Here is a 12668-nt window from a genome sequence, read left to right as displayed (position 1 = left end):
GGGCGTCGCGAGCACGGCACGGCACGGTGACGCGGGATCGGTGTCCACCCGCGCCGCCCGCGCACGGCACCATGGGGTCATGAGCGAGCCCGCGGACCGGATGCGCCGACGGATCGAGGAGATCTTCGGCGACGACCCCTCGACCACCGCCGACGAGCGGGCCGACTACGGCGCCGCCGACGAGCGCGACACCGCGGACCCCGACCGCTGGTTCACCGAGAACCGTCCCCCGCACCACGGCGGCTGACCCGCCGGGGCGCGCTCAGAGACCCAGGGCGGCCCGCACCGCCGGGACGGCGCGGCGCGACACCGGGATCCGTTCGGTACCGGCCCGGTCGGTGCCCACCGTCATGCCGTCCGGTCCGCGGTGCACCGTCCGGACCCGCGCGGTGTTCACGAGGTGCCCGCGGTGCACCCGCAGGAACCCGGCGGGAGCCAGCTCGCGGGCCAGCCGGTCGATCCCGCGGTGCGCGGCCCGCAGCACACCGAGGTCGGTGACCAGCCAGACGTCGTGGCCGTCGGCGCGGGCGTGCCGGACGTCGTCGCAGGCCAGCAGGTGCAGCCGCCCGCCCCGCCCGACCGCGGCGACCCGGTCCGGCGCGGCCCCGTCGGCGGCCGGCGCCGGGACCGGCAGCACGTCGTCGGTGCCCGCCCCGGCGCGGTCGGCGACGGCGAGGAAGCCGACCGGGCCCGCGTCGCCGGGCACCGGGCGCAGCCGGAACGCCAGCGGCTCGGCACCCCCCGCGGCACCGACGACGACCGTCCCCGACCAGGTGTCGTCCCCGGCGGCCCGGACCAGCGCGGGCGCGACGGCCCGGCCGAGCGCCCGGCCGCCGTCGGAGCGGGGGAGCAGGCCCCGCCGGCAGGCCGCGGCGTTCGCCGCGACGACCCGGCCGCCGCCGTCGAGCGCGAGCAGCGGCCGCCGTTCGCGCCGGTCCAGGTCGACGAAGGCGCCCGCCAGCACGGCACTGGAGCGGGCCGCGGCGTCGCACAGCACCCGGAGTGCGGGGCCGGTGGCGAGGAGCAGGTCGTCGGGGCGGACCGGCAGGCAGCGGCCCCGGGTGGAGACGGTCAGCGCCGCCACCGCCGTCCCGAGCACCGGGTCGCACACCGCCGTCGAGACGCAGCTGTGGTCGTGCAGCGCCGAGCTCCAGTGCTCCGGCCCCCGCACACAGACCGCCCGCGGGTGGGCGAGGGCGGTCCCGGCGCCGTTGGTCCCGGCCCGCGCCTCGGCCCAGACGCTGCCCGGGGCCGCGGCGGACCCGCCCGATCCGCGTGCCGCCCACGAGGCCAGCACCCGGCCGTCGCCGTCGGTGACGGCGGCGACGCACCCGTCGTGCCGGCCGGCGATCCCCGCCGCGACGGCGCCGAGCATCGTGAACACCGAGGCGTGCTCGCGGCGGTAGACCGCGTCGTCGCGGGCGGGGGCGTGCACCGGTGCCAGCGGGTCGAGCCGGTGGAGGTCCCGGCAGCGCAGCCAGGACAGCGCGATCGACAGCGGCACGTCCGCGGGCACCTCGTCGCCCGCCGCGAAGCGTTCCCACGCGTCCCGGGTGCGGGTGAAGGCCGGTGAGCCGTCCCGGTCGGGCATCAGCGCACCCCCGGGACGGTGCCGATGCCCTCCATGGATCGCGTGAAGGTGAGCGGGTCGCCGTCGGCGAAGACGTCGGGCGTGTAGCCGGGGTCGGTCATGACCCCCCAGGTGCGACGGCGCTGCATGGCCAGGTTGCCGGCGTCGTAGAGGGGGAAGACGGCGGCCTCGCGGTAGAGGCGCTCCATCGGGAACCGGCGGTCCAGGGCGTTCACCCCGACCACCCGCATGCAGTCGTTCACCACCTGCGTGACGAGCTCGGTGCAGAACGTCTTCGACATCCCGGCGAGCGCCTGCCCCTGCCCGTCGTGCCGGTCCAGGTAGTGCGCGGCCTTCCAGCACAGGTAGCGGGCCGCCTCGATCCGCGCCGCGACGTCGGCGAGCAGGTTCCCGACCGCCTGGTGCTCGATGACCGGGGCCGAGCCGCCGCCGGTGAAGGTCCGCGCCCACTTGAGCGTGAACTCGAAGGCGGCCCGCGCGACGCCGACCGCGGCGATCCCGGCGATCGGCCCCGACCAGGTGAAGGCCCGGTTGACCAGCAGGTCCCCGTCGCCGTGGGCGAAGACGTTCTCCTCGGGGACGTGGACGCCGCGGAAGGTCATCGTCACGTTCTGGCAGGTCCGGTGGGCCAGCTTGTCGATCACCTCGAACGACAGCCCCGGCGCGCCCCGCTCGACGACGACGGCGCTCAGCGCCGAGGTCCCGCCCGCCGTGCGGTCGGTCCGCACGATGCACACGGTCAGGTCGGCGCCCCGCAGGTCCCAGCCGCCCGCGTTGCACGGCCAGTGCTTCTCACCGTGCAGGACGTACTCGCCGCGGGCGCGGTCGTGGGTGGCGACGAGCTGGACACCGGCCCGGTGGTCGGGGTGGTCGAAGTTCGCGGTCCCGCCCCGCTCGCTCACCGCCCAGCCGGCCAGGAAGCGTCCGGTGGGATCACCGGTCGCGCGCCGCACCCACCGGTCGCGCAGCTCCTCGGGGGCGGCCCAGAGCAGCGGCTTCAACGCGAGGCCGTTGACGAGCAGCGTCGTCGCGAAGCCGGGGTCGACCGCGCACAGCTCCTCGACCGCGACCAGGAAGTCCACCTGGGACAGCCCGCCACCGCCGAGCTCGCGGGGCAGGAACAGCGTGGTCAGCCCGGCGGCATAGGCGGCCTCGTAGGCGGGGCGGGTCGCGCGGAACGCCTCCTGCGGGTCGGGGAGCGACTCGGCCCGTTCCACGACCGGACGCAGCACGCCCTGGGCGAACTCGCGGGCCCGGCGCTTCAGGTCGCGCTGGGAACGGGAGAGCGTGAAGTCGATGGCCATCGGGCACCTCCTGCCGGTCCGGTCACCGGGAGGAGCCGGACCCGTGGCCGCGGAAGCCGGTCCCGGTGAGCTCGAGGGCTCCGCGCAGCCCCAGGTCGTTGTCCGCGATCTGGTCGAGGGTCGCGGCGTCGAGGACGGCGAAGTAGGCGTCCAGCGCCTCGGAGAAGACGTTGCGGGCCCCGCACACCCCCGCGATCCGGCAGTAGCGCGCCGGCCCCAGGCACTCGACGACGGCGAAGTCGCCCTCCATCGCCCGCATCACCGCCCCGACCGTGATCGACGACGGCCGTGCGGCCAGCCGCACACCGCCGCCCCGCCCGCGCGAGGTCGCGACGATCCCGGCGGCGGCGAGCCGCTGGACGACCTTCTCCAGGTGGTGGCGGGAGACGCGGTGGGCGTCGGCGATCTCGCCGACCGAGCCCCGCCCGTCCGGGGCGACCCGGAGGTACATGAGGACACGGAGGGCGTAGTCGGCGTGGCTGGTGTGCTTCACGGGCGGGTGCGCTCCTCGTCGGCGGGGGCTGAAAGCAGTATCCGATCTACCGGTTACTGCCGTGTTTCCCCAGGTGAAGCTCGTGTGGCAGGCGTCGGGACGGTGTCGCGAACGGGCCTGTCGAGGTGCGTGAGGGTGTCGCCCGACCGCTGGTGACAGGGCCCGTACCGCTCGTGCCACAGGGCTTCCGCCGGTCGTGCCGCGGTCCGATCGTCGGCTGCCACCGGACCATCTCCGAACCGGTACGTCCGGTACCGGTTCCGGCCCGGTGCCGTCCCCGATCCCGATGCGAAGGGAAGCGCCATGCCTGTCGACTTCACCTTGTCCGACGAGCAGCGCAAGCTGCAGCACGACGTCCGTGCGTTCTCCGAGAACGTCCTCCAGCCGGTCGTCGCGGCGGCGGACGCCGAGCCCGACCCGCTCGAGGGCTTCCGGATGACCAAGGGCGCCTACGTCGAGGCGTACAAGGCGGGCATCGCCATGTGCATGCTGCCCGCCGAGTACGGCGGCGGCGGGGTCTCCTGCGTCGACCTGGTCATCGCGGCCGAGGAGATCTGCGCGGTCGACCCCGGCTTCGCCTGCACCGTGCTCTGCAACGGCCTCGGGCTGATGCCGATCGCCTGGTACGGCAACGACGAGCAGAAGGAACGCATCCTGCGGGCGGCCACCTCCGACCCGACCGGCACCTACCTCGGCGGGTGGACGGCGAGCGAGCCGCCGGGCAACCCCGGCGGCACCGCGAACTTCGACATCCCGCTGCCGCGACCGGCCGGCGTCGGCCTGACCGCGGTCCGCGACGGCGACCACTTCGTCGTCAACGGGCGCAAGTACTGGCCGTCGTCGGCCGGCTGGGACGAGACCGGCACGAACGCCGGCACCCTCATCGTCCGGACCGACCCGGACGTGGGCGGCACCGAGGGGCTGTCCGCGCTGATCCTGGAGGGGAACACCCCCGGGGTGACGTTCCGGCACCTCGACAAGATCGGTCACCGGCTCGCGTCCAACGCCGAGATCGTGTTCACCGACGCCCGGATCCCGGTCGAGAACCTCCTACCGGGCGCCGAGGGCAACGGCGACCTCGTGATCAACCGGAACTTCGCCTGGTCCGGGCCGGTCGCGGCGATCGCCGCCGTCGGCATGGCCCGCACCGCCTACGAGACCGCGCTGGAGTTCGCCCGCAACCACACCGCGGGCGCCCTGAAGCCGATCATCGAGTTCCAGAACGTCGGCTACGTGCTCGGCGACGTCGCGTCGAAGATCGAGATGGCGCGCTACTTCTGCTGGCGGGCCGCGGACTACCTGGACAAGCACGACCAGCACGCCGAGCTGGTCGGCGCGATGAACAAGATCCAGGTGACCGAGCTGATGATCGACTGCGTCTACAAGTGCATGCAGATCGTCGGCGTCAACAGCCTGGAGACCGCGAACGGCTTCGGCAAGCTGCTGCGCGAGGTCGCGGTGCTGCCGATCTACGACGGCGGCAACATGGGCATGCAGCGCCGCCGCGTGCACGGCATCCTCGCCGACCCCCTGTTCAACCCGCGGGCGATCATGGACGACGAGATGGTCCTCTTCGGCAAGCAGCACGAGTCGATCGGCACGATCGCCGGCTGAGGCCCGGCGCCACCGGGGCTCAGCGCAGGGTGACCGTGACCTCGCCGGCCAGCGTCGCCGCGGCCACCGCGGTCGCCTCCGCCTCGGGCAGTGCGACCAGCACCAGCGGTCCCGGGTCCGCCCGCGCCCCGGCGGCCCCGGGGGCGGGTGGCAGCACCGCCACCACCCCGGCCCGGGCGGCCAGCACACGCGCGCCGTCCGGGCCGCCCGCCACGACGTCCACCCGGGAGCCGGGGGACAGCAGTGCGGCCACCGCCGGGTCGGCCGGGCGCAGCGGCACCGCCGAGGCGCCCGGCCCACCGGTGACGACGGCGAGCGCGGACCCGACCAGCCGCAGCTCGCCGATCGGCTCGCCCGCGGTCACCGGTCCGGCGAGCAGCCGCCCGGCCACCGCGTCGGGCCCGGTCAGCGCACCGGCGGGGGCGAGGGCGGGCGGCCAGGAGGCCACGACGACGTCGGCCGGGCCCAGCGCCGTGCCGGGGGCGAGGTCACGGGCCGCGACCAGCACCGGGACCCGCTCGTCACCCGCGGCGGGGAGCAGTGCCACCACCACGGCCGCGACCGCGAGGGCGGCGGCCAGCACCCGGCGGGCCAGCAACGCCCGTGACCAGGAGGGCCGCCGTAGCAGCCGGTCCCACGGGCGGTCCGCCCGCTGTGTCTGCTCCGCCATGGCCGCCCCTCCGCCGTCGTCGTTCCGACGCTAGGGCGGGACACGGCCGATGACGGGCCGATCCACCGGCCTGTGGACAACCCGGCCGGTTGTGGACGGATCAGGAAGCGGCGGCCTTCGAGGACGACGTGCCGGCCGAGCTCGACGAGGAGCTCGACGACGAGGAGTCCGAGGAGGACGAGGAGCTCGACGAGGACGTGGAGTCCGAGGACGACGAGCTCGACGAGGAGCTGTCGGACTTCGCCGACTCCGACGAGGAGCCGGACCCGCTGCTCACCGAGCCCGAGCGGGAGTCGGTGCGGTAGAAGCCGCTGCCCTTGAACACGATGCCCACCGAGGAGAAGACCTTGCGCAGCTTCCCGCCGCAGTTCGGGCAGGTGCTGAGGGCGTCGTCGGAGAACGACTGCACCGCCTCGAAGCGGTGGTCACACGCGGTGCATGCGTACTGGTAGGTCGGCACAACATCCTCCGGACGAACTGGGGCGGTGCCCGCCCGCGGGCTGGCACTCGGCGAGAGCGAGTGCCAGCATACTCCGAGGCAACGGTCGCTCCGACCCGTCCACACGGTCAGGGCGAGAGATGCACCACCCCGTCCCGGGGCAGGACGACCGCCCCCACCGCGACGTCGTGGTCCTCGGCCGGGACGTCGTCGAGCAGCTCGCCGTCGTGCAGCGGGACGACCAGCAGGGCGCCGGGCGCGGCGAGCGCGAGCGTCCGGTCGTAGAAGCCGCCGCCGCGGCCCAGGCGCCGCCCGTGCCGGTCGACGGCCAGCGCGGGCACCACGACCAGGCCGGCCGACGCGAGCGCGGCGGGCCCGAGCCGGGGACCGGTCGGCTCGACGACCCCGAGCGGCCCGGGGGCCAGGTCGTCCGGGCCGCGGTAGGCGGTCCAGTCCAGCGGTCCCGGCGCGTCCGGGACCACCGGGGCGAGGACCTCGTGACCGGCGGCGACCAGCGCGTCGGGCAGCGACGGCACGCCCGGTCCCGCCCCGCCGGGTTCGGTGCCGATCGGCAGGTAGCAGGCCACCGGGCCGGGCGTCGCGGCGGCGAGCGCGCACAGGTGCGCGGACAGCGCGGCGGTCGTCGCGGCCCGGTCGGCGACCGGGCGCCCGCGACGCTCCGCCAGCAGCGTGCGCCGCAGCGACCGCTTGGCGTCAGCGGCTCGTCCACCCTGATCAGGCGACGATCCACCCCTGTCCTCCGCGCGAGCCGTCACGGCTCCAGGCTAGAGCTGTGGCTAGGCTCGCCGACCATGAGCGTGCAGACGTCCAGCGGCACCGGGGCCTTCCGCACCGCCGTCGTCCCGGCGGCGGGTCTGGGCACCCGGTTCCTGCCGACGACCAAGGCCGTGCCGAAGGAGCTGCTCCCCGTCGTCGACACGCCCGGGATTGAGCTGGTCGCCGCGGAGGCCGCCGAGGCCGGCGCACAGCGGCTGCTGATCGTGACCTCCCCGGGCAAGGACTCGGTCGCGGCCTACTTCCGCACCGACGACGACCTGGTGAAGACCCTGGAGGGCCGCGGCAAGGGCGAGCTGGCGGACAAGGTCCGCCGCGCCCCCGGCCTGCTCGAGGTCGACTCGGTGTACCAGTACGAGCCCAAGGGCCTCGGCCACGCCGTCGCCCAGGCCGGCCCGGCACTGGCCGACGACGAGCAGGCCGTCGCCGTCCTGCTGCCCGACGACCTGGTCCTCCCGACCGGGGTCCTCGCCCGCATGGCGCAGGTCCGCGAGGAGCACGGCGGCAGCGTCCTCTGCGCCTTCGACGTGCCGCGCGAGCAGATCTCGGCCTACGGCGTCTTCGAGGTCTCCGACACCGGCGACGACGACGTCAAGCAGGTCCACGGGATGGTCGAGAAGCCTGCCCCGGACGAGGCCCCGTCGACCTTCGCCGCGGCCGGTCGCTACCTGCTCGACCGCGCGATCTTCGACGCGCTGGACCGGATCACCCCCGGCGCGGGCGGTGAGCTGCAGCTGACCGACGCCGTCGCGCTGCTGATCTCCGAGGGGCACCCGGTGCACGTCGTCGTGCACCGCGGCGGGCGCCACGACCTGGGCAACCCCGCCGGGTACGCGCGGGCCTACGTCGACTTCATGCTGCAGCACCCGGAGTACGGCGAGGACCTGCGGACCTGGCTGAACGAGCGACTGAAGGACTGAGAGTGCGCACGGTCACCGATCACCTGTCCCGGATCCTGGACGTGGCGGTGCGCCCGGCCCCGGTGCGCGTCGCGATCACCGACGCGCAGGGGCTGCGCAGCGCCGAGGAGGTCGTCGCGGCGCGTCCGCTGCCGGTCTTCGACCAGGCCGCGATCGACGGCTACGCGGTGCGCAGCGTCGACGTGGCCGGGGCCACCGACGCCTCCCCGGTCACCGTCCCGGTGGTGGGGGAGATCGCCGCCGGGTCCCGTCAGCCGCTGCGGCTGCAGCCCGGCCAGGCCGTCCGCGTCGCGGCGGGGGCGCCGCTGCCGACCCTCGCCGACGCCGTCGCGCCGCTGGGGTGGACCGACGGCGGCACCGCGCGCCTCACGATCCGGCGCGGCGTGCCGTCGGCCGGCTTCGTGCGCCGGGTGGGGGAGGACGTCCAGTCCGGTGACGTCGCCGTCCGCGAGGGCGACGTCGTCGGCTCGGCCCAGGTCGCGATGCTCGCCGCTGCGGGCCGGGACAAGCTGCTGGTGCACCCGCGGCCGCGGGTGTCGGTCGTCTCGGTCGGCGACGAGCTGGTGGAGGTGAGCCGCTCGGCGTCGTCCGGGCAGGTCGCCGACGTCTGCTCGCACGCCGTGGTCGCCGCCGCCCGCGAGGCGGGCGCGGAGACCAACCGGCCCCGCACCGTCGGCGGCAGCGCCGCGGAGATCCGTGGCGCCGTCGAGGACCTGCTGCCGGCGTCGGAGATCGTCGTGGTCTGCGGTGCGGGCGGCGGGACGACCGCGGCCGAGGCCAAGAGCGGGCTCGCCGACCTCGGTGGCATCGACGACACCCGCGTCGCGATGCACCCCGGTTCCGCGCAGGGCTACGGCCGGCTCGGCCCGGACGCCGTGCCGGTGTTCCTGTTCCCGTCGCACCCGGCGACCGCGCTGGTGCTGTTCGAGGTGTTCGTCCGGCCGCTGATCCGGCTGGCGCTGGGCCAGGAGCCGATGCGGCGCACCTGGACCGCCCGGCTGACCTCCCCGATCGTCTCCCCGGCCGGGCGCCGGTCCTACATCCCGGCGCGGCTGCTGCGCTCCGACGACGGCGGCGAGCTGCTCGCCCAGCCGCTCGGGGTGTCGGGCACCCACCTGCTGGCCGTGTTGTCCGAGGTCAACGCGCTGGCGGTCATCGACGAGGACGTGACCGAGATGACCGTCGGTGAGCACGTCGAGCTGGTTCCCCGCGGGCGGAACTGAGCCGCGTGCCGCCGTCCGCCGTCCCCGAACCGCCCGGCGGTCACCCCGGCTGGCCCGCCGTCCTCGGACCGCTGCGGGTGCGCGGGCACGAGGTGGGGCTGCGCCCGGTACGGCTGCGCGACGGCGGTGACTGGGCCCGGATCCGGGTGCGCGACGAGCACTTCCTGCGCCCCTGGGAGCCGACGACCTACGGCGGGTGGTCCCGCCGCAACTCCGGGGTGGAGTGGCCCGGCCGCTGGTGGCTGCTGCGCGGGGCCGCCCGGCGCGGGCTGTCGCTGCCGTTCGCGATCACCGTCGACGGCGCGATGGCCGGCCACGTCATGGTCGGCAACGTCGTGCGGGAGCCGCTGCTGTCGGGCTACGTCGGCTACTGGCTCGACTCGACCCTGGGCGGGCGCGGGATCACCACCGCGGCCGTCGCGCTCGTCCTGGACCACTGCTTCGGCCCGGTCCGGCTGCACCGGATCGAGGCCACGGTCCGCCCGGAGAACGTGGCCAGCATCGCCGTGCTCGCCCGGCTCGGGCTGCGCCGCGAGGGACTGCTGCAGCGCTACCTCGACGTCGACGGCGCCTGGCGCGACCACTACGCCTACGCGGTGACCGCCGAGGAGGTCCCGCCGGGTGGTTTCGCGGCCCGGCTGGTGCGGGACGGACGCGCCTCGCGGGCCTGACCCTGCGCAGCGCCCGCACCTCGTTCGATCACTCACCGGAGTCACACGTGTACCGCACGTCCCTGGTTTCGCACCGTCCGTCCGAGGGACCACGGCGCGTCGTGACCCGGGTGCGGACGTCCGCCCGATTACGGTGATCGGTGGTGGCGCGGATCGGGGCCGTTCCACCGGGTGGACTGCGCCGGTCGGGGGAGGAGGCAGCCGTGCCCAGCTCTCTGATCTTCGTGGGTCTGGTCGTGCTCTGGCTGCTGATCCTCGTTCCGACCGTCGCCCGGCGTCAGCAGGAAGTGGCCCGGCTCAGCCCGGCGCTGCTGTCCGGGCGGGTGCTGGAACGTCCCGCGCGGCATCGACACCCGGAGGTTCTTGTGACACAGCGATCCGGTCCGACCACGGTCGGCGAGCTGGCGGAGGCGCGGGACGACGTCCCCGCTCCCCGCGAGCGCTCCGACGAGGCCGACCACTACGCCTACGACGACGTCGAGGACACCGAGATCGACGACGAGGGCCGGGTCCGCGGCCCCGGGGGCGCCGACCACGACGACCACGACCTCGTCGACCACGACGACGACGTCTATCCCGACGAGCGGGTCCGGTCGGACCGGGAGCGCGACCCCCGGTCCGACGACGACCACGAGCCCGCCGGGCCCGTCGACGTCGACGACGAGCACGGGGCCGACGCCGACGGCCTCGACGAGGTCGACGAGATCGACGAGGAGGGCTGGTCCCGCCCGCCGGCCCGCTACCGCCCCGGCCGCGGGGGCTTCGACCCCGAGGCCGCCGCCGCGGCCGCGCACGCCAAGTACGCGTTCCGCCAGCGCGTCGTCCTCGGTCTACTGGTCCTGCTGCTCGCCGCCGGTGCGGCCGCGCTGCTGGTCTCGACGGTGTTCTGGTGGGTCACCGGTGTCGTCGGCGCGGGCCTGGTCGGCTACCTGACCTACCTGCGCCGCCAGGTCCGCATCGAGGAGGGCATCCGGGCCCGCCGCGCCGCGCGCCTGGCCGGCACCCGGCAGTCCCCGGCCGCCGACGACCCCGAGCTCGACGAGTGGGCCCACCGCGGCCGCGACGCCTCCGCCGAGGAGCGGGCCGACGACGAGATCCGCGCGACCGCGGCCCCCGTCACCGCGGGCGCCGACGAGGACGACGACTGGACCGCCGACGACGGCGAGCCCACCCGGGTCCGCGGCACCGGCGAGCCGCTGGGTGTGCTCCCTGCCCGCGGCCGCACCGTCGAGGGACCCGTCGGGACCGAGCACGAGTCGTCGCTCCCGCGCCTCGCCGCGGCCCCGCCGCCGCCCGTCCCGGCCGGGACGTCGCTGGTCGACGTGGACGCCGAGGAGGAGCCCGACGAGTTCGACACGGGTACCCCCCACCGGCGTGCGGTGGGTGAATAGGGGTCTGTTAGGGTTCTTCAGGTCAGCCCGCGAGGGCGGGCCTGATACACCTGGGGCTGTAGCGCAGTTGGTAGCGCGTCTCGTTCGCATCGAGAAGGTCAGGGGTTCGATTCCCCTCAGCTCCACCACCATCTGAATTCTGTCCACGGACGTTCCGTTCGCGAAGGGCCGTTCTCCCCCAGGGGAGGGCGGCCCTTCGTGCGTTCCGGGGCCGGATCCCGCGCCCGCCGCCGCCCGGCGGACCTCGTCGCGCCCGTCTGCGTTGACATCTGGAGACTGTCTCCATATCGTCGAAGTGGAGATAGTCTCCAATTGAAGGTGGGGTGCGGCGTGAAGATCCTGATGATCGGCCGTGGCGTGATCGCGACGGTGTACGGCCGGGTGCTGGAACAGGCCGGCCACGAGGTCGAGTTCCTCGTCCGCCCGGGGCGCGCCGCGGCCTACGGCGACGCGGTCGACGTCGAGCTGGCCGACCTGCGGCACCGGCCGTGGGGGCGGCGCGTCGTCGAGCGGTGGCCGGTGCGCCTCCGGGAGGAGCTCGAGGCCGACCACGACGTCGATCTGATCGTGCTGAGCGTGGGGCACCACCGCCTCGCCGAGGCCGCCGCGTTCCTGGCGCCGCGGATCGGCCGGGCCACCGTGCTGGTCTTCGGCAACATCTGGGACGAGCCGCTCACCGCGATCGGCGATCTCCCGGTCGATCGGGTCGCCTGGGGTTTCCCGCAGGCGGGAGGCGGTTTCGGCGCGGACGGCGTGCTGCGCGCGATGCTGCTGCCGTCGGTCCTGTTCGGCATCCTCGGCGCGGCGCCCACCGAACGCGAGTCGGCCGTCCGCACGATCTTCCGCGGGGCCGGCCTGCGGATCCACGAGCAGCCCGACTTCCGCGGTTGGCTGTGGATCCACTTCGCGGCGGACGCCGGGATGCACGCGCAGGGGCTGCGGCGGGGCGTGCTGGCGAACCTCGCCGGGGCGCCGGGGGATCTGCGTGCGGCGATGCTGGTCGGTCGTGAGCTGCTGCCGGTCCTCGAGGCACGGGGTGTCGACCTGAGCCGGCACCGGGTCGGTCTCCTCCCGTTGCGTGCTCCCGCCTGGGCGGTCGGCGGCGCGCTCGCCCTGGCGACCGTCGTCCTCCCTCCCGCGCGTCTCAGCTTCACGGCGCACGCCGATCCCGGGGCCGAGGAGCCGCGTGCGGTCTGCCGGGACGCCCTCGCCGAGGCACGCCGGCTCGGCGTGGCCACGCCCCGCCTCGAGGCGGCCGAGCATCTCTTCGCCCGGGCCGGGGCCGGCTGAGCACCGCCCACCCGCCCGCGCCCACCGCCCACGTACCGGAGGACGACATGACGACCATCGACGAGTTCCCGCAGGCCCGTACCTGCCCGTTCGCCCCGCCGCCGGCCTACGCGAGGATCCGGGAGGAGGACCCGGTCGCGCGGGTCCGGCTGCCCGACGGCCGGGCGGCGTGGGTGGTCAGCCGCCACGAGGACGTCCGCACCGTGCTCAACGACCGGCGGTTCAGCGCCGACCGGGGGCATCCGAGCTTCCCGCAGCTGGTGCTGG

At 75.2% G+C, this 12668-nt stretch carries 13 protein-coding genes, 1 tRNA gene and 1 pseudogene; 9 read left to right on the top strand and 6 right to left on the bottom strand.

Annotated features, from left to right (window positions below; all coding sequences use genetic code 11):
- The first annotated feature begins 79 nt into the window (after window positions 1–79).
- The gene (locus KPL60_RS00405; RefSeq protein WP_167379102.1) at window positions 80–247 is read left to right on the top strand and encodes a hypothetical protein; all 168 of its coding nucleotides are present in this window, start codon (window positions 80–82) and stop codon (window positions 245–247) included.
- Between the two features lie 15 nt (window positions 248–262).
- On the opposite strand, the gene KPL60_RS00400 is transcribed toward KPL60_RS00405, so the two are convergent.
- From KPL60_RS00400 to KPL60_RS00390, 3 genes are read right to left on the bottom strand one after another with little or no spacing between them, the layout of a single operon-like run.
- Window positions 263–1591: a DNA-binding protein gene (locus tag KPL60_RS00400; protein ID WP_226364513.1), complete on the bottom strand. Its 1329-nt coding sequence runs from the start codon at window positions 1589–1591 to the stop codon at window positions 263–265.
- Entirely contained in the window at window positions 1591–2895 is a 1305-nt protein-coding gene (locus KPL60_RS00395) for an acyl-CoA dehydrogenase family protein (RefSeq protein ID WP_226364512.1), read from the bottom strand. The genes KPL60_RS00400 and KPL60_RS00395 overlap by 1 nt, the downstream gene beginning before the upstream one ends.
- 22 nt (window positions 2896–2917) lie before the next feature.
- A complete protein-coding gene (locus tag KPL60_RS00390; RefSeq protein WP_208823182.1) occupies window positions 2918–3388 on the bottom strand; it encodes an Rrf2 family transcriptional regulator in 471 nt (156 codons plus the stop codon).
- Between the two features lie 303 nt (window positions 3389–3691).
- On the opposite strand from KPL60_RS00390, the gene KPL60_RS00385 reads away from it, so the two are divergent.
- Entirely contained in the window at window positions 3692–5002 is a 1311-nt protein-coding gene (locus KPL60_RS00385) for an acyl-CoA dehydrogenase family protein (RefSeq protein ID WP_226364511.1), read from the top strand.
- A 19-nt stretch (window positions 5003–5021) separates the two neighbouring features.
- Here KPL60_RS00385 and KPL60_RS00380 read toward each other — a convergent pair whose 3' ends face one another.
- The 3 genes from KPL60_RS00380 to KPL60_RS00370 form a co-directional block, all read right to left on the bottom strand.
- On the bottom strand, window positions 5022–5672 hold the full coding sequence (locus tag KPL60_RS00380) for an SAF domain-containing protein (protein ID WP_226364510.1): 651 nt from the start codon (window positions 5670–5672) through the stop codon (window positions 5022–5024).
- Window positions 5673–5772: 100 nt separating this feature from the next.
- Complete coding sequence (locus tag KPL60_RS00375; RefSeq protein WP_226364509.1) at window positions 5773–6132, bottom strand: FmdB family zinc ribbon protein; 360 nt, start codon at window positions 6130–6132, stop codon at window positions 5773–5775.
- A gap of 107 nt (window positions 6133–6239) precedes the next feature.
- Window positions 6240–6887, bottom strand: a complete 648-nt coding sequence (locus KPL60_RS00370) for a 5-formyltetrahydrofolate cyclo-ligase (protein ID WP_226364508.1) — start codon at window positions 6885–6887, stop codon at window positions 6240–6242.
- A gap of 36 nt (window positions 6888–6923) precedes the next feature.
- On the opposite strand from KPL60_RS00370, the gene KPL60_RS00365 reads away from it, so the two are divergent.
- The 7 genes and pseudogenes from KPL60_RS00365 to KPL60_RS00335 form a co-directional block, all read left to right on the top strand.
- Window positions 6924–7826, top strand: coding sequence for a UTP--glucose-1-phosphate uridylyltransferase (locus KPL60_RS00365; RefSeq protein WP_226355124.1), 903 nt, complete (start codon window positions 6924–6926; stop codon window positions 7824–7826).
- A 2-nt stretch (window positions 7827–7828) separates the two neighbouring features.
- Window positions 7829–9049, top strand: a complete 1221-nt coding sequence (gene glp, locus KPL60_RS00360; RefSeq protein WP_100879581.1) for a gephyrin-like molybdotransferase Glp — start codon at window positions 7829–7831, stop codon at window positions 9047–9049.
- Window positions 9050–9054: 5 nt separating this feature from the next.
- Window positions 9055–9720, top strand: a complete 666-nt coding sequence (locus KPL60_RS00355; RefSeq protein WP_226355126.1) for a GNAT family N-acetyltransferase — start codon at window positions 9055–9057, stop codon at window positions 9718–9720.
- Between the two features lie 203 nt (window positions 9721–9923).
- Window positions 9924–11111, top strand: coding sequence for a gephyrin-like molybdotransferase receptor GlpR (gene glpR / locus KPL60_RS34385; protein WP_308016616.1), 1188 nt, complete (start codon window positions 9924–9926; stop codon window positions 11109–11111).
- Window positions 11112–11163: 52 nt separating this feature from the next.
- Window positions 11164–11239 (top strand) — tRNA-Ala (locus tag KPL60_RS00345).
- Window positions 11240–11441: 202 nt separating this feature from the next.
- Window positions 11442–12401 carry a ketopantoate reductase family protein gene (locus KPL60_RS00340; RefSeq protein ID WP_226364507.1) on the top strand — a complete coding sequence of 320 codons (960 nt, stop codon included), beginning with the start codon at window positions 11442–11444 and terminating at the stop codon, window positions 12399–12401.
- A gap of 47 nt (window positions 12402–12448) precedes the next feature.
- Window positions 12449–12668, top strand: a pseudogene (locus KPL60_RS00335) (cytochrome P450); the annotation flags it as partial.

Origin of the sequence: Pseudonocardia sp. ICBG162 (assembly GCF_020496225.1) — a bacterium.
Lineage (GTDB): Bacteria > Actinomycetota > Actinomycetes > Mycobacteriales > Pseudonocardiaceae > Pseudonocardia > Pseudonocardia alni.
Note: the sequence above shows the minus strand (reverse complement) of the source record. Positions and strands in the feature narration are given on the sequence as shown.

Bases quoted from the DNA above. Each gene is read 5' to 3' on its own strand.
- KPL60_RS00405 (WP_167379102.1), top strand. From the start codon at position 80: ATGAGCGAGCCCGCGGACCGGATGCGCCGACGGATCGAGGAGATCTTC.
- KPL60_RS00400 (WP_226364513.1), bottom strand. From the start codon at position 1,591: ATGCCCGACCGGGACGGCTCACCGGCCTTCACCCGCACCCGGGACGCG.
- KPL60_RS00395 (WP_226364512.1), bottom strand. From the start codon at position 2,895: ATGGCCATCGACTTCACGCTCTCCCGTTCCCAGCGCGACCTGAAGCGC.
- KPL60_RS00385 (WP_226364511.1), top strand. From the start codon at position 3,692: ATGCCTGTCGACTTCACCTTGTCCGACGAGCAGCGCAAGCTGCAGCAC.
- KPL60_RS00380 (WP_226364510.1), bottom strand. From the start codon at position 5,672: ATGGCGGAGCAGACACAGCGGGCGGACCGCCCGTGGGACCGGCTGCTA.
- KPL60_RS00365 (WP_226355124.1), top strand. From the start codon at position 6,924: ATGAGCGTGCAGACGTCCAGCGGCACCGGGGCCTTCCGCACCGCCGTC.